Raw genomic sequence first — 15761 nt, 5'->3', positions numbered from 1 at the left:
TTATTGGTTATTTTGTTGAAACACACCCAGTTGCTCATGCCAAGCCCACTCGATGGTTTGATCTTGTTTTTCTGCCCGAAGCTGTATTTCCCCTAATCTTCCGCTCGTCCTACTCACTGTTTGGCCAAACTGCTCAGCAAAATGCTGATAAATGTCTACCGGATTTTGGGCAAACCACCACTGACAGCCGCGTGCAAGCATCGCTTCCACAGGATGAAACCGAGTCGATTTAGACACATATTGATATGGCTTACTGGTTGTATCTAATTGACTCCACTGCAGTTGTTCATCTTCATCACAACGCAAGACAAACGGCTCTTGCGGCTCCGAGTGACGAAACTCGGTCTGCTGAATGAATTCCGCATTCCATGTGGCAAATTTCCCATATTCATCCGACCACCAGCGATTCGCCTCTCGACCACTGTGATAAAACTGAGGTTGCGCCATGGCATCTAGCGCAAAGCGTAATGCACGATGTTCTTGCACCAGAAAAGACTGCACTGGAAAAGCATTGCCATTGATTGATGTCGGGTCGACAAGAAAGTCCCGCCCCCCTTTTCTGTATTGTTCGATAGGCTCTTTCACGCGAGTAATGGCAGAAATATTCTTTAATTCATCACCGAGTAACTCATTCATATCATGGCTGCTTAACGGCAACTTTTTGCTCTCAAAACCAGGGTGACAATACGCAACCGGCTCCCCTTTCATCGCTTTGATATTTTTGTTCAGCACAACCAAATTCGCTAGCTTAGGCACATGTTGGCGATGGCGTTGAATGCGCCCAGCTAACTGAATTAACGCACGCATTGAACTGGGTTCGGCAATCGCCCAGTCGTAATCATGATCTCGCCCGACTTCCACAACCGATGTGCCCAGCACCACAAACACCAAGTTTGCTTCGGTTGCTGTATCCAAGACCGCTTTAATTTCTGGCTGCTGCCACAGTTTTTCGGGATCGTGTCTGTCGAGTATGCGGTCAAGCTTGTGCTCTTTATAAGAACGCAATGCCAGCGGAAATTGTGAGTGATAGACGCAATAACAAATCCGAAAATCTTCATGAGCCGTTAACTGAGTCAACGCTTGTGTGACGGCGACCATCGGGTTGATATTGGCCATACGAACCACTCCCAGAGACACTTTTTTCCCATTCGGTGCCTCCACTGCATGCGCTTGATGCAATTGGTGTATCTGATCATATATGGTTTGCGCTGCCGCTTGATACACGGCATTTTCTCGCGCCATTTGGTTGCGATTGGTCGCATCGACAAATTCTGCAACCTCGACAATGGCCCCTTTACGAATGGGCTGATCGATTTTGTTTAATTGGGCAACGCGCTTATCAACGAATTTCCGATGAGCTGCGGCAAAGTCGGAAACGGTAGAGAATGGCTCCGTTTGTGTAGTGAATTCATCTATCCAACCACACCAAATTGGCGGCTGTTTTTGCTCAGCAAATTGCGCTTGATTAAACTGCTCCCGCCCTGCTTTATAGGCATCGAACAAGGTTTTAATCAGTGATGGCGGCAAGGTCGCCGAAGAGAGCAATACCCGAGAGCCTAACATGCCGGCCCAATTGACCAGCCGGCACAAGGCCGGCATGTCTTCTAAACCAAAATCATCAGGTTCATCCAACACCAAATCGGATGTCAGCAAACGCAACATGGGCGCAATTTGCTTGCCGCCACGTCGGCTTTCTGTTGCAGGCATTAAGTGGTCAATCGTGCTGACTAAAATGGGGGCACTGACTAATTGTTCCAGCTTTGGGCTGGCACTTAACCAATGCTTAAGACGCCCATCGTAGATTTGCCCTTCGTAGCTAATAAACAGCTGTTCAAACCAATCTTCTGCCGATTCACTGCCTTGTTGCGCGTGTGGACTATTCAATTCATGCAACGCTTGAACGGCTTGGGAGCCAATCAATACCGCCAACTCATCGTCGCCTAATTTCAATAGATCTCGATAGGCATCTCCGGTTTGCAGTGTCAGAGTGCGTAATCCTAATGCCACGGAAAATCGGCAGCCTTCCCGCTCATCGGCTAATCCATACATAAAACGAGCATTGGCAATGGTTTTACCACACCCTGTTGATGCCATATTCACACCGAAGAAGCCTTGCCGCTCTGTTTGTTTCGCGATTTGTTTGGCTTTGGCAAAGGCTTTATCTTGCCATTTGTATTTTTCAATACCTGAGCTTTTGGCAAACAATCGGTGCTGAGCGATGGCGGGTAACGTGGTTTTTAAGCCAGGCAAATTGTGGGCAAACCGCTGAGCATTGACCGACACACCAATATTGTGTTCGTCCAATTTTTGCTTCGGAGTGGTGCTGTTATCGTGCGCTGATTGGCGGTCGGTATTCGCAATCGCTTGATAACTGGGGTCTTGCCATGCTGCTTTCCCTTCTTGCAAGCCAAGAGAAGAATAATAGTGATCCGCCAGCATCAAAGACAAACGAGCCATATGGGCCACAAAGCGCTGTTCAAACCAAACGATGGAATTATTGGCTAATAACGGCGTGTTTTTCATGCGTTGGCCGAGCTTATAGGCTTTATGCTGCCAAGTTCTGCTCAATAAGGGCGTGCCGTTTGGAAACGACCAATTGTCTTTAATGGCTTGAGCCGTGTATTGGTTAAGATCCAATGCATTGGGTGAATTCCAGTGGCAACTAAAACATTTGGCAAGCCATTGCTCCATCTCTTGGATATTGACTGGATTTTGGCGATCGTTATTTTGGGGTAACCGATGGTGTGAAACCACCAGCCAGGCAATCAACTTAGCGAATGGAGCAAGTTTTCCCTCAGTAAAGGGATTCTGCCAAGTGTTAGGCGCGTCTTTAAATACCGACTCAATCAGTTTTTTGTTCCACTCTACTGCGACTTGAGGATCGGAAAGTTGGGCTAACTCGGCAATCCATTCTTGGTCACTTTTATTTTGCACAAAGGCTTCAAAGAGGCGTAACGAGATCCATTCATGGCGATACGGTTCCCCTCTGGTGCCTGATTTTCCTTGGAGTTTTTTCTGAAACAAAGCATTCGCTTTACCAAAATCATGGAATAACCCAGCCACTGAACTGGCAAGCACCACCATTTCGTTTAAATGCCACCCTGATTCCCATTCTCGATGTTCTAAATTCAATGAAGTCCGGTTCACAGGAACCACACCTTCTAAATTGAACTTGGACCGACTCCCAACCACCCACAACAACTGGCTGCGCGATCGACTGCGAATCCAGTGACAGCTCACTGCTGTGCTGCGGCTGGCGGTCTGCTTCAGCATTTTTTTCACAGTTTGCAAGCCGTCTTCAGTGATCAAGGTCTGCCAGGTGTTATTGCCAATGCGGTCAGCAAACGCATCTAAGACTCGGCGCGTTTTCTTTAACGCATTTTTCTCACACTCAGAGACAAACGTAACCATCATTGTGGAGGCCCTAACTTATTTCCTTAGGATAAAAATCATAAAATCGTAAATCAACTTACAAATTGCCAACTTTTCCTTTGGTGACAATGTAATAAAGAAGTTAACTAATCTATTGATACATAGCTTAATCAATCGCAACATATACAAAACCTCACCTCAACCACTGAAATTCTGCATATTATATGACCACCAGAATAAACCATCAACCTATTTACTTTTAATTTTTATTTTTTAAATAACCATTGTGTATTTTTCTTCATAAGGTAAACTTCCCGTACTGTCACTTTGGCAGCTTAGAAATATTTGCTTTTAATTTTTAACGTTCACTGCCGCATAGGCAGCTTTTGATAACAACGTGTGGAATCAACTTCACACGTTGTTATCTGTTTAATTGTGTTAAACATGAACTCCATCGACTTATGTTCGATAAACGCTTGCAATACTTGTTGGCGGAACTCTTGTTCGGTGGCATTTTCTTTGGCACACACAAATGCCCATGGCAGCACGACAGCATCTTTGATCAAATCAGCCACATCAAACACCAATGCACCCCGGCGGGTTTTGCCATGCATGACCGCAAACCCATGCGGAATACCCAGCACCCATAAACAACTTGCGGCTAATCCGTATGCTAAATAGTTACCATGATTAAGAAAATCATTGGCTAAGGTGGTAGAATCGTGCTGACGAGTAAAGTGATCTAAACCAGTATTGTTGGCAGCGTATTTGTAGAGCACTTTGGTCAGTTGGGCTTCGGTAAGAAGCAGTTCTGTGGTTTTAGAGACGTTACCAGTACGTTCATGGAAGGTAGTCAGCGCTTGCTGAATCACGTCATCTTTAAAGATAAAACCTTGGTTCTTTAATTCGCGATCCTTCGACCATACCGATTGTAAGTAGTCAATCCTGGCCTTTTGAAACTGTCTCGCCACATCAAAGCGCTTTTTATCGTCAAACCACAATGACAACCATCCTTGCAGATATTCTGTCGGACGATACTCGCTTTGCGGAGTAAACCACTCCACTTCGGTTGCCATATGCAGTGGTGTTCCGCCACCGCCACAAAACCCGACGAGTACGCCGGCTTGAGAGAGCATTCTCATTGCCGCTTGAGTAATCGAAGTACCGTTACCCAGCAATAGTACAGTCGTGTTCGCTATGGGGATGTTGTAGTAGAGATTTTCTTTTTTTGATTCGGTCAGATACAACACTCGACCATCTTTTTGCATTACCCGGCAGTATTCTAAGTAATACATGTTGGCACGTTTGGAGTGCAGAATGGTTTTTAAATCTGAAGGAGAAAAGTCGTCCATGTACTTACCTCAAGTATTTATTCTCACTTTAACACACAGGTTAAGCAATTTAACGCATAAAAAGGGAAATTCGAGTGTTGCAACATTGATCGAACCAAGGAAAAAATCCACTTCGCAGAGATATCTATTTATTACTGCTCGGCTCACTGCTAACAGACTGAATCTTCGTTGAACAAGATAAAGAAACACGGCATTATCAGAAATCTGGCGGGTTATGCCCGCGAATTGAATTGTGAATGCTCTTGCTGTCATCAAAAGAGGTATTTGAATTGCCAGAATTAAAAACCCTGGGCCTGTTCCTGATAACAGCCTTAGCGGAGATCCTGGGTTGTTACCTGCCTTACCTGTGGTTGAAAGAAGACAAATCTATATGGCTGCTCGTGCCAGCGGCTATCTCTCTGACTTTGTTTGCCTGGTTGCTGTCTCTGCACCCCACGGCAACTGGCCGGGTATATGCGGCTTATGGCGGCGTGTATATCTTCGTAGCGATACTTTGGTTGTGGTTGGTTGATGGTATTCGTCCAACACTATGGGATATCGTGGGTGTATCGGTCGCGTTGATAGGAATGGCCATTATCATGTTCGCGCCAAGAAGCAGCTAATGACCATTTGAGCGACATGGCTTACCTAACCTAACTGCACTTGCAGATCCGATTCGACTAACGAAGAGCACGCCAGAACATAGCCCTGCTCAATCTCTTGCGGTGTCAGCGTCTGCTGACTGCTCGAGGTGACACTGCCCGTTTCGACTTTGCATTTACACGATCCACAGATCCCGCTGCGGCACGCGGCGATGATCGGTAGCCCTGCATTTTCCAGTACCTCTACCAGCGGCTGTCCTTTTTGCGCTTCTATACTCAGTTCAAAATCAGGTACAAGCACATTAACCGGTTCATCAGCGAGGTCAGAGTTTTGACCAATTACCGGGGTAAAACTTTCCTGATAAAAGTTGGCCATATCAAAGTTAACGGCGGCTAAGTAACCCTGCACATCCTGCATAAACTGACTTGGGCCGCACAGGTAAACCGTGCGCTGCTCGACATCCGGCACCAGTTCGAGCAACCAGTCGAGATTGAGACGACCTTGTGGATAGCGGGTACCGGCACTGTTTTTCAGCAGCAGCTTTAAATCAAAGTTGGGATAGATGGCGTGCAGCGTTTCCATCTGGTGGTAATAAATGGTGTCAGCTGCGCTGCGTGCGACGTGCAGAAACGTAATATGGACATCGCTTTTCGCGCTCTGTAGCCAGTATTTTGCCATGGCAAAGACCGGCGTTATACCGCATCCGGCACTGATCAGCAGCGTTTTAGCGCCCTGGTGTGATTGGGCAGGCGGGCGATCAATGCAGTTAAAATCTCCCGCTGGCGGTAGTGCTTGTACCGTATCGCCGGGTAATAAGGAATCAAGGATAAAGTTAGAGACCTTGCCGCCATCGACGCGCTTAATCGTCAGTTGAAGATAATCTTCGTCGTTCATTGAGCTGATGGAGTAGGCGCGAAATTCACTCCGGCCGTCAATCTCTACCCCGAGATTAATAAACTGGCCGGGCTTGAAGCGGAACAGTAACGCTGGGTTGAGCGCCGCCAGTTTGATGCTGACGCTGTCCCGGGTTTCAGTCATCTTATCAATACAGCGCAGGGTGACGGGCTGCTGACCTTGCCATTCAAAAAACATAATCTTCTCTTTGATGCATTGCGAGAAAGCCCCGCGCCACGGCGGGGCAAAGAAAAACGTATAGCAGTTATGCCGCCAGAATCGCGTTCAGGTCGTCCTGCACGTTGCCGATGCTGCGCATGTCGAATTTGTCCTGAATGATGGCGATAAGGTTCGGAGTCAGGAACGCTGGCGCCGTCGGCCCGGTGTAGATGCCTTTCACACCCAGAGCGAACAAGGTCAGCAGGATGACGATCGCCTTCTGCTCAAACCATGACAGCACCAGCGTCAGTGGCAGTTCATTAATATCGCACTCAAATTCGTTTGCCAGCGCCAAAGCAAGCTGAATAGCAGAATAGGCATCGTTACACTGCCCCACGTCCAGCAGACGCGGAATACCGTTAATGTCACCAAAGGTGTTTTTGTTGAAGCGGAATTTACCGCAGGCCAGGGTCAGGATGAGCGTATCCTCCGGCGCAGCAGCGGTAAAATCGGTATAGTAGCTGCGCTCGGATTTATCGCCGTCACAACCGCCAACCAGGAAGAAGTGTTTGATGTTGCCCTGTTTGACCTGCTCGATCACCGCAGGCGCGGCATTCATCAATGCATTACGGCCAAATCCGACCGTAATGTGGTGTTCAATTTCATTATGCTGAAAACCCGGCTGCGCCAGTGCGCACTCAATCACGGCGCTGAAGTCGTCCCCCTCAAGGTGAGCCACACCCGGCCAGCCCACTATGCTGCGGGTAAACAGGCGATCGGCGTACTGGCCCACATTCGGGTTCAGCAGGCAGTTCGATGTCATCACAATCGCGCCGGGAAAATTAGCGAACTCTTTCTGTTGGTTTTGCCAGGCGCTGCCGTAGTTACCGGCCAGATGCGGATATTTTCTCAGTTCAGGATAACCATGCGCAGGCAGCATTTCACCATTGGTATAGACATTAATGCCCTTGCCTTGCGTCTGCTGCAGGATTTTTTCCAGGTCGTGCAGATCATGGCCGGAAACCAGAATGCATTTACCTTTAACCGGCTTAACGTTGACAGTGGTCGGCTCAGGGTGACCAAAGGTTTCGGTCTCACCGCGATCCAGCATCTCCATCACTGTGTAGTTCATCAGGCCAATCTGCATCGAACAATCCAGCAACGCGGCTAAGTCTTGCGGATCCGTGCCCAGCCACGCCATGATGTCATGATAAGTGGCATAGATCTCGTTGTCAGTCTGCCCCAGTACGCGGGCGTGCTCCATGTAAGCGGCGGCCCCTTTCAGGCCATAAAGACACAGCAAACGCAGGCCAATTACGTCCTCGTGCAGCTGATCTTTTCCGCGGTTGACCGCCACCTGTGGTGCCAGCGCGAGAATATCTTGTGCGTTGTCGGGCAGTTCGAATTGTGCCACTGTCGGAACATCCTGCACCGCCTGATCAGCCAGAGTCGCCGCAGCCAAAACCTGCTCTTTGAGGCACGCTTTGTAGACCGCCGCCTGAGAAGCAAGTGCCACAATACGCTCAGGATCGAAGTTAACGTTAGTCAGGGTTGCAAAGAAAGCTTTTGGCGCCCACTGGTTGATCTCATCGCTGATGATGCCAAATTCGCGTGCTTTGGCCGCCCAGAATGACACGCCCTGCAAGGTATAAACCAGCGCGTCCTGCAGATCAGAAACCTCAGAGGTTTTGCCGCACATGCCTTGTGCGTAAGAACAACCTTTAGCAGCAGGGGTTTGAATTGTCTGTTCGCATTGAATACAGAACATATTGAGTTCTCCAGTGATTGTTGTCATCGTTGTGATAGTCACCACTGAAGAGCAGAATGCGTGCCAAACCTTATCTTATTGAATTTTAATGAATTAAGTCGTATTCCATCAATTGATTGATGTCATTTCAACAACACTGGCGGTGTTGAAATGACATCACAACCGCGAACATGCTTATTTATTAATCCCGAACTTTTTGCCCATGCGGTACAGGTTGCCACGATCCATGTGCAGAAATTGCGCGGCTTTTGCCCACACCCCGTCATTCAGGCGCAGAGCATGTTCAATCAGCTCATGCTGATAGCGCTCGACCAGGTCTCGCATCGGCTGACTTTGCTGAGGTAAAAACTGCGATGTGTTTTTTACATCATCCAGATTGAGAGAAGCATCGAAGTGAGTGGAGAGAATCGTCACCGCACCCTGCTGAATCGCATGCAGCGCGGCGCGGGTCAAGGTGTGCTCCAGTTCGCGCACATTACCGTACCAGGGGCGCTTTTCCATCTGCGTCAGTACTTTAGGGTGAGCGTGCAAGTTTGGCGCGTTAAACTGTTGGCGCACTTTTTCCAGCAAGTAACCGGCCAGTACAGGAATATCGCCCTCGCGGGAGCGCAGCGGCGGTACTTGGATAGGAAACACGTTAAGACGGTGGAATAAGTCCGCACGGAACGTGCCGGCCTCGACTTCCTTCTCCAATTGTCGGTTGGTCGCCGCAACGATGCGTACATTAACCAGCAGATGTTGATCGCTACCAACACGTTGCAGCTCGCCCTGCTGAATAACCCGCAGCAATTTGGCCTGCAGTACCAAGGGCAGCTCTCCCACTTCATCAAGGAATAACGTGCCGCCGTCAGCCAGTTCAAATTTTCCGGCCCGTTGACTGCTGGCGCCGGTAAATGCGCCTTTGACATGACCAAACAGCTCACTTTCCGCCAGCCCTTCCGGCAGTGCAGCGCAGTTAACGTAAATCATCGGCTTGTCGCTGCGCAGGGATTGCGCGTGTACGGAGTGCGCCACCAGTTCTTTGCCGGTGCCGGTCTCACCGCTAATCAGAACCGCGTAATCCGATTTCGCCACCGTCTCGATATTGTTTCTCAGTTGGGCTATCTGCGGGCTTAACCCGACCATTTCCCCATGCTGGGATCGCGCCTGTTGGATCAGTGTCTGGGTAACGCTTTTCTGTTTTTGGTTCTGCGCTTTGAGCGCTTTAATCTGGCCAATGTTACGCAGTGTTGCCGCGGCTAAAGCCGCAAAGGTTTCGATCGTCACCGGGTCGATATCGTCAAACGCCCCCACCGCCATTGCGTCCATGGTCAGCGCGCCGACCAACTGCCCTTCCACATACAAGCTAAACCCCATGCAGTCATGAACATCAATACACAGATCGTCGCTCAGCAAAGCACCGTCAAACGGATCAGGCAGCAGGCAGTCGGCGTCAAAACGCACCGCTTCACGACTTTCGATGATCGCCTCCAGGCGCGGATGCGCCTTGGGAAAATAACGACGACCAAGCACCGAAGTCTGCAACCCGCGCACCGCAACCGGAGTAAGAAACCGCTCCTCATCCAGAATAAACAGACAACTCGCATCGCACGGGAACACCTGCGCAACACCATCGATCAAGCTTTGGTACTGCTGAGTATGAGAGCGGTTGGAACTGAGATTGAGCGCGAGATTCAGCAGAACATGATCGACGGTCGGAGACATAACACACCAGAAATAGCCACAAAACGCTCATGCTAGGCAAGTTGATGTCATTTGAACATCAGCAATGTCAGGAGATTGATGTTCCATTGACCACGATCAACTGACAAGCCGTTTTCAGATAACTGAATAATATTCAGCCCATCCGGGTAATAAAGGTTTGATCGTCATTGACAAAAGCCACAACGCCGCCGTGGTAGATAAACACCCGGCCACGCCCCTCAACTAAGCAGGCAAGTTGTGGATTCAAATCTTCTTGGTTATCTTGGCTCTGAAAGGTGCCGGTATCGGTGATTACACCGCTGAGTGCTGGCAAATATCCATAAGCACGCCTGGCTTGATCAATCAGGTTCAATTCGCTGGTGGCAGAGAAGTAACTTGGGATCGCACCGGCGTCTTCGATAAATAGAGGTTTCAGCTCTTCAAAAGCGGTAATCACCAGCCAGTCGATGCCGTTAACATGATGGATAAACATAACAATTCTCGGTAATTCTGATACCGCGATTTTATCACTATCAGGGCAGAACGCAGTAGAGATTTAGCTGCCAGCGACGCGAATACGCTACCGTGGCCGGGCATACACCAGGCCAAGCTGAAATACGGATTCGTCTAACAGCAGATCAGAATCTAAACCATAGCCCCTAACTCATTGCCCCAAATGATAAATCAGTGCTAGCATTCAGCCAGATATGCAACTCACGCATATCATTCCAATCGTATTATCACAATAAAATCGAGATTCAGAATGAAAAAATCCATTGGGTTAGTTGTCCTTTCCGCTTTGGCATTGTCTGGCTGCATGTCAGAAGATAAACAAACCGGTCAAGCGTGTTTAGGGGCGAATAATGATTCCTTAGTTGAGTCACTCGGTGACCAGTGTCAGGCAGGTGATGCGATCGCCACTAAACATCCGGCTTATTTCTGCGACTTTAATTACGCCGTCGCTTACAACGATTATAACTCGGCATTTTGTATTTACTCCGGAGGCCAAAAAGAAGAACGAGTTAAAGCTAAATAAGCCTATTTAGTTATAAAAAAGCGGGGCTCAATGCCCCGCTCTGCTCTTGCTCATCAGATAAAAATCAGAAATCGTCATTCACACTCAGGTGCATATCAGCGCTTAACATGAAACTTTTTCATGATCTTCATTAATAAAACTCTATTAGTAAAACAAAACATGAAGAAATCTCATGTAGCACATTAAATAATACCATTGTATTCCTATGCCCATTCAAGGGTACAACATACCCAAGCCATTCACTCAAAGCGAAAACAGTTGAGTTTTCATTACGTCACTTGGCACCAATTACTCAAGGCTGTGGAAGTAAAGACCGGAATAGTCAGAAATACCACACCAAGCAAGGAACGAGTTTTCGATTTATCGCAGCAACGGGATACCAGAACATGAATAACGATTTTACATTTACGATTAAAAGCCTGTGTTTTGATGAAAATTACCAACCATCAAACAATACTCGTCTCACAACGAACTTTGCCAATCTGGCCCGCGGCGAGAGTCGTCAGTCAAACCTGCGCAATACGTTACAGATGATTAATAATCGCTTTAACACGTTAGCGACCTGGGATAACCCGAACGGCGATCGTTATTCGGTAGAGCTGGAGATCATCTCGGTTGATCTGAATATTGGCAACGCGACCAGTGAAGAAACTTTTCCCACTATCGAAGTGCTGAAAACCAACATTGTTGACCATAAAACCAATCAGCGCATCGAAGGCATTGTCGGCAACAACTTCTCCTCTTACGTTCGCGACTACGACTTCAGCGTATTGCTGCTTGACCACAACAGGGATCAACCAAAGTTCAGCATTCCGCAAAACTTTGGTGACCTGCATGGCAACATCTTCAAATGTTTCGTAAATTCAGAGGTATACCAAAATAACTTTGCCAAAAAACCGGTGATCTGTCTGAGTGTGTCGGATGCTAAAGTCTATCATCGTACAGGTAACCAGCACCCGGTTCTGGGCTACGAATACGAACCGAATGAGTCATCGCTGACCGAGCAATACTTCAAAAAAATGGGTCTGCAAGTGCGTTATTTCATGCCGAAAGGCAGTGCGGCTCCTTTCGCCTTCTACTTCTTTGGCGATCTGCTTAATGATTACACCAATCTGGAACTGATCAGCACCATCAGCACCATGGAAACATTCCAGAAAATTTACCGTCCTGAAATTTATAACGCGAACTCAGCCGCTGGAAAATGTTACCAGCCTAATCTGAAAAATCCGGACCATTCAATCACGCATATTGTTTATGACCGCGAAGAACGCAGCAAATTAGCGATTGAACAAGGCAAGTTCACTGAAGAAACCTTCATCAAACCATACCAGACGCTGCTTGAGCAATGGTCTGCTGCTTACGCTTGATAATTAACGACAACACAAGACAGAATTTATTATGAAAAAACTATTACCGACTTCATCTTCAGGCAGTTTACCTAAACCATCCTGGCTTGCTCAGCCAGAGACTCTGTGGTCACCGTGGAAACTGCAGGATGCAGAACTGATTACCGGCAAACAAGATGCACTGCGTTTAGCGCTGCAAGATCAGCAACAAGCAGGCATTGATATTGTCAGCGATGGTGAGCAGACACGTCAGCATTTCGTCACCACTTTTATTGAACACCTGAACGGCGTTGATTTCGAAAACCGTAAAACCGTTACCATTCGTAATCGTTATGAAGCAAGCGTGCCGGTAGTGGTCGGCGAAGTGAGTCGTCAAAAGCCGGTGTTTGTGGAAGATGCGAAGTTTCTGCGTCAGCAAACCAAGCAACCGATCAAATGGGCTCTGCCGGGTCCTATGACCATGATCGATACCCTTTACGATGATCATTACCACAGCCGCGAGAAACTGGCGTGGGAATTTGCCAAGATTCTTAACCAGGAAGCGAAAGAGCTCGAAGCCGCTGGTGTGGATATTATCCAGTTTGATGAACCTGCGTTTAACGTGTTTTTTGACGACGTGAACGATTGGGGTATCGCCGCTCTGGAGCGCGCGATTGAAGGCCTGAAGTGTGAAACCGCAGTCCATATTTGTTATGGCTACGGCATCAAAGCCAATACTGACTGGAAAAAGACACTGGGCTCTGAATGGCGTCAGTACGAAGAGATTTTCCCGAAATTGCAAAAGTCTAATATCGATATTATCTCACTTGAGTGCCACAACTCCCGTGTGCCTATCGAATTGCTTGAACTGATCCGCGGTAAAAAGGTTATGGTTGGCGCAATTGACGTGGCGACCAACGAGATTGAAACGCCGGAAGAAGTGGCAGAGACATTGCGTAAAGCGCTGCAGTTTGTTGATGCAGACAAACTGTACCCATGCACCAACTGTGGCATGGCACCTCTGCCGCGTGGCGTGGCACGAGCAAAACTGGATGCGCTGCATGCCGGTGCGGAAATTATCCGTAAAGAGCTGTCGGCCTGATGCTTAATCTGTTGAGATAGATTCTCTGAATTGCCTGTTCGCTGCAACGCATTAACCAATGCAAAGCGAACGGGCAACTTTTCGTCACGGCTTCTGTTTAGCCATCACCTCCCCACCTGATTACCACACGATTTATTATTAAACGAGGCGATAAAGCCAAAGGTAAAGTGACCGACTCAGGCGACCTTATCATCGTCGCTCATCCGTTTAACCAATTTAAGACCCACCCAGGTTCCGTTCGCTCCGGCGATGCTCATCATGATCAGCAAAGGTAACCATGGCGGTGAAAAACGCAGTGACGCTCAATAACGCCGCAATCGCGGGTGAAACTCTATTAAAAACAGCGCGTAAGTCCATGCATTACCATCCGCTGTTCACAACAGCGCTGGCATCATCTGGTTTAATACCCAGTAAAGTAAAAGCATCGTCTTTTTGTACGGGCTTGCTGAACAGGTACCCCTGATAGAAATCAACGTCATAGCCACTGAGCAATGCTTTTTGCGACTGTTCTTCTACCCCTTCGGCAATCACTTTGACATCGATCGCATGGCTCATCTTCGTCAATGCCGAAACGATACTGCGATCTTTTTCGTCGTGACAAATATCATCGATATAGGTCTTATCAATTTTGATGTAATCAACGTTAAGACTTTTCAAGACTGCAATCGAAGAGAAGCCGGTGCCGAAATCGTCAATGGCAATTTTCACGCCCATCTTTTTGATTTCAGACATGACATAGGACAGTTTCTCGAGATCGCGGATCATGGCCGTTTCAGTCACTTCCAGATGGATGTTTTCAACCCGGACATCAAACTCGCTGAGCAGTTTGCGCAGATGATCGAGGAAATGCTCATTCTCGAACTGTATCACCGAGACGTTGATAGACATAGAAATATGGGGCAGATGCTGGTTGATCTCATGCAAGGTTTGCAGCGATGAGCGCAGCACCAACTTACCGATACTAAAAATCAAACCATGTTGTTCTGCGATAGGAATGAAATCGTCAGGCGACACAAACTTGCCATCCAGTTCCCATCGAATCAAGGCCTCAAAGCCAGAAACGTTGTTGGTGGTCAAATCGACAATCGGTTGATAGACCATGTAGAAGTCGTCCGTATTGATGGCGGTGGTCATTTTTGCATGCAGCTCTTCCTGCCACTGGAGTTTGTCTTTCAGGCCCTGGTCGAAACTGTAAATTTTGATGTTTTTCTTCTTACCTTCCAACATGGAGAGGTAAGCATTATTGACAGCATTAGATAGAGTCATCTCACACCCCAGTTCATAGAAACCGTAGTGAAAGCTGGGGGTCGTTATCAATGACAGATACTGAACCTCACGGCTGAGAAGATGGTCAATATTCTCAATGAAACGCGTGATACTGACGTTATTACCGTGCGGAAAATAAAGAATAAAACCACTGCCGTTCCATTTGGAAGCAATCGTGTTGTAACGTTCATCGATATTAAGTAACCGCTTCCCGATCACGTTCAACACGTAGTCACCGTAGCCGTGGCCGTAGTTACTGCACAGCAACTGGAATTTGCTGATATGAATATAGATCATCGCTCGCCGACATTCAGGAGCTTCACATGGATGCGCTTCTTGCAATGACTTGACCATTGCAAGAAAGCTGGTGCGGTTTAATAACCCGGTTACGCTGTCTTTTTGCGCCAACAGAGTAATTTTTTCCGTGCGACTTTCGACCTCATGCTCAAGACTTTTCACCAGGCTGTCGACTTTAAGTCGGTCACTAATCGACGACATAATGAACTTGCAACTGCGTAAAGAACTCAGACACAGCGCCACGCCATAGCCAATCGACATAACCCCGATGACACGCTCGTCATAATTATCAGCACTAACGAGTACGAAGCTGTAAGGAAATACCGTGATAGATGTGAATGCTATCGCTGATCGGATGTCGGCTGCGAGCAAGGTCGCACTGCCGCCGGACATACCACAGAAGATGATAATGGTGACCGCCTTCTCTCGCAGACCAAATTCACCATGAAACAGATAAGGAAAACTGGCCCAGGCAACCGCAGCAAGCAATACCCCCATAAAATGAAAATCGAGTTTGTAGGGATTATTGTTGGGGACAAAAAAGTGAACCGACAGGCGAACCATGCATGCGAGGTAGATTCCCATCAACCAGACGAGCTTGTCCGTTCCGATATCACTGTAAATACCACTGAACACCAACAAAGTGGCTATCGCGACATTGACGCTGACCAGAAAACACAGGTTGGATGAAAAAGCTTCGAGACGCTGCTGCCTATACATGTAATCGATTACTCATGGAACTCAACTATCAAATCTCATAATTTATTTTTTCTACTTATTTGTCAACCAGTTAAATGAGAGAGTTATAAATAAGCCTCTCTAAATAGGGATGAAAACTTGGTTTTCCCGAGCGCCTTTCGTTGTTTAATCACCGGGTAAACCAACAAAGGCGAATTGACTGCTACCCAACCAGGTTGAGGCTTCC

General features: G+C 47.7%; 11 protein-coding genes. 4 read left to right on the top strand and 7 right to left on the bottom strand.

Annotated features, from left to right (window positions below):
• Together cas3f and cas1f are read right to left on the bottom strand one after the other, a co-directional pair.
• Entirely contained in the window at positions 1-3414 is a 3414-nt protein-coding gene (cas3f, locus tag J0X00_RS04155; protein WP_282476406.1) for a type I-F CRISPR-associated helicase Cas3f, read from the bottom strand.
• A gap of 323 nt (positions 3415-3737) precedes the next feature.
• The gene (gene cas1f, locus J0X00_RS04150) at positions 3738-4724 is read right to left on the bottom strand and encodes a type I-F CRISPR-associated endonuclease Cas1f (RefSeq protein WP_282476405.1); all 987 of its coding nucleotides are present in this window, start codon (positions 4722-4724) and stop codon (positions 3738-3740) included.
• A gap of 269 nt (positions 4725-4993) precedes the next feature.
• Between cas1f and J0X00_RS04145 the strand changes: the two genes are divergently transcribed.
• A complete protein-coding gene (locus J0X00_RS04145) occupies positions 4994-5326 on the top strand; it encodes a YnfA family protein (protein WP_282476404.1) in 333 nt (110 codons plus the stop codon).
• Between the two features lie 25 nt (positions 5327-5351).
• On the opposite strand, the gene J0X00_RS04140 is transcribed toward J0X00_RS04145, so the two are convergent.
• From J0X00_RS04140 to J0X00_RS04125, 4 genes are all read right to left on the bottom strand, one after another.
• Complete coding sequence (locus J0X00_RS04140) at positions 5352-6398, bottom strand: hybrid-cluster NAD(P)-dependent oxidoreductase (RefSeq protein ID WP_282476403.1); 1047 nt, start codon at positions 6396-6398, stop codon at positions 5352-5354.
• A gap of 67 nt (positions 6399-6465) precedes the next feature.
• Complete coding sequence (hcp, locus tag J0X00_RS04135) at positions 6466-8127, bottom strand: hydroxylamine reductase (protein WP_282477001.1); 1662 nt, start codon at positions 8125-8127, stop codon at positions 6466-6468.
• A 174-nt stretch (positions 8128-8301) separates the two neighbouring features.
• Complete coding sequence (gene norR, locus J0X00_RS04130; protein WP_282476402.1) at positions 8302-9831, bottom strand: nitric oxide reductase transcriptional regulator NorR; 1530 nt, start codon at positions 9829-9831, stop codon at positions 8302-8304.
• Between the two features lie 133 nt (positions 9832-9964).
• Positions 9965-10303 (bottom strand): cytosolic protein, encoded by a 339-nt coding sequence (locus J0X00_RS04125; protein ID WP_218561883.1) that lies wholly within the window; start codon positions 10301-10303, stop codon positions 9965-9967.
• 270 nt (positions 10304-10573) lie between these two features.
• On the opposite strand from J0X00_RS04125, the gene J0X00_RS04120 reads away from it, so the two are divergent.
• From J0X00_RS04120 to J0X00_RS04110, 3 genes are all read left to right on the top strand, one after another.
• Positions 10574-10846: a hypothetical protein gene (locus J0X00_RS04120; RefSeq protein ID WP_218561882.1), complete on the top strand. Its 273-nt coding sequence runs from the start codon at positions 10574-10576 to the stop codon at positions 10844-10846.
• 386 nt (positions 10847-11232) lie between these two features.
• The gene (locus J0X00_RS04115) at positions 11233-12213 is read left to right on the top strand and encodes a DUF1852 domain-containing protein (RefSeq protein ID WP_136486688.1); all 981 of its coding nucleotides are present in this window, start codon (positions 11233-11235) and stop codon (positions 12211-12213) included.
• A gap of 31 nt (positions 12214-12244) precedes the next feature.
• Positions 12245-13273, top strand: coding sequence for a methionine synthase (locus J0X00_RS04110; RefSeq protein ID WP_136486690.1), 1029 nt, complete (start codon positions 12245-12247; stop codon positions 13271-13273).
• A gap of 360 nt (positions 13274-13633) precedes the next feature.
• On the opposite strand, the gene J0X00_RS04105 is transcribed toward J0X00_RS04110, so the two are convergent.
• On the bottom strand, positions 13634-15556 hold the full coding sequence (locus J0X00_RS04105) for a GGDEF domain-containing phosphodiesterase (protein ID WP_282476401.1): 1923 nt from the start codon (positions 15554-15556) through the stop codon (positions 13634-13636).
• Positions 15557-15761 lie beyond the last annotated feature (205 nt).

The sequence above is a fragment of the Vibrio sp. ABG19 genome, assembly GCF_029962385.1.
Taxonomy (GTDB): Bacteria; Pseudomonadota; Gammaproteobacteria; order Enterobacterales; family Vibrionaceae; genus Vibrio; species Vibrio ostreae.
The sequence above is the reverse complement of the archived record's forward strand: the minus strand, read 5'-3'. Positions and strand labels throughout refer to the sequence as shown.

What these genes read in the sequence shown, in the direction of transcription:
- J0X00_RS04110 (WP_136486690.1), top strand. Translation starts at nt 12,245, where the DNA reads ATGAAAAAACTATTACCGACTTCATCTTCAGGCAGTTTACCTAAACCA.
- norR (WP_282476402.1), bottom strand. Translation starts at nt 9,831, where the DNA reads ATGTCTCCGACCGTCGATCATGTTCTGCTGAATCTCGCGCTCAATCTC.
- J0X00_RS04115 (WP_136486688.1), top strand. Translation starts at nt 11,233, where the DNA reads ATGAATAACGATTTTACATTTACGATTAAAAGCCTGTGTTTTGATGAA.
- J0X00_RS04105 (WP_282476401.1), bottom strand. Translation starts at nt 15,556, where the DNA reads ATGTATAGGCAGCAGCGTCTCGAAGCTTTTTCATCCAACCTGTGTTTT.
- J0X00_RS04120 (WP_218561882.1), top strand. Translation starts at nt 10,574, where the DNA reads ATGAAAAAATCCATTGGGTTAGTTGTCCTTTCCGCTTTGGCATTGTCT.
- hcp (WP_282477001.1), bottom strand. Translation starts at nt 8,127, where the DNA reads ATGTTCTGTATTCAATGCGAACAGACAATTCAAACCCCTGCTGCTAAA.
- J0X00_RS04140 (WP_282476403.1), bottom strand. Translation starts at nt 6,398, where the DNA reads ATGTTTTTTGAATGGCAAGGTCAGCAGCCCGTCACCCTGCGCTGTATT.
- cas3f (WP_282476406.1), bottom strand. Translation starts at nt 3,414, where the DNA reads ATGATGGTTACGTTTGTCTCTGAGTGTGAGAAAAATGCGTTAAAGAAA.
- cas1f (WP_282476405.1), bottom strand. Translation starts at nt 4,724, where the DNA reads ATGGACGACTTTTCTCCTTCAGATTTAAAAACCATTCTGCACTCCAAA.
- J0X00_RS04125 (WP_218561883.1), bottom strand. Translation starts at nt 10,303, where the DNA reads ATGTTTATCCATCATGTTAACGGCATCGACTGGCTGGTGATTACCGCT.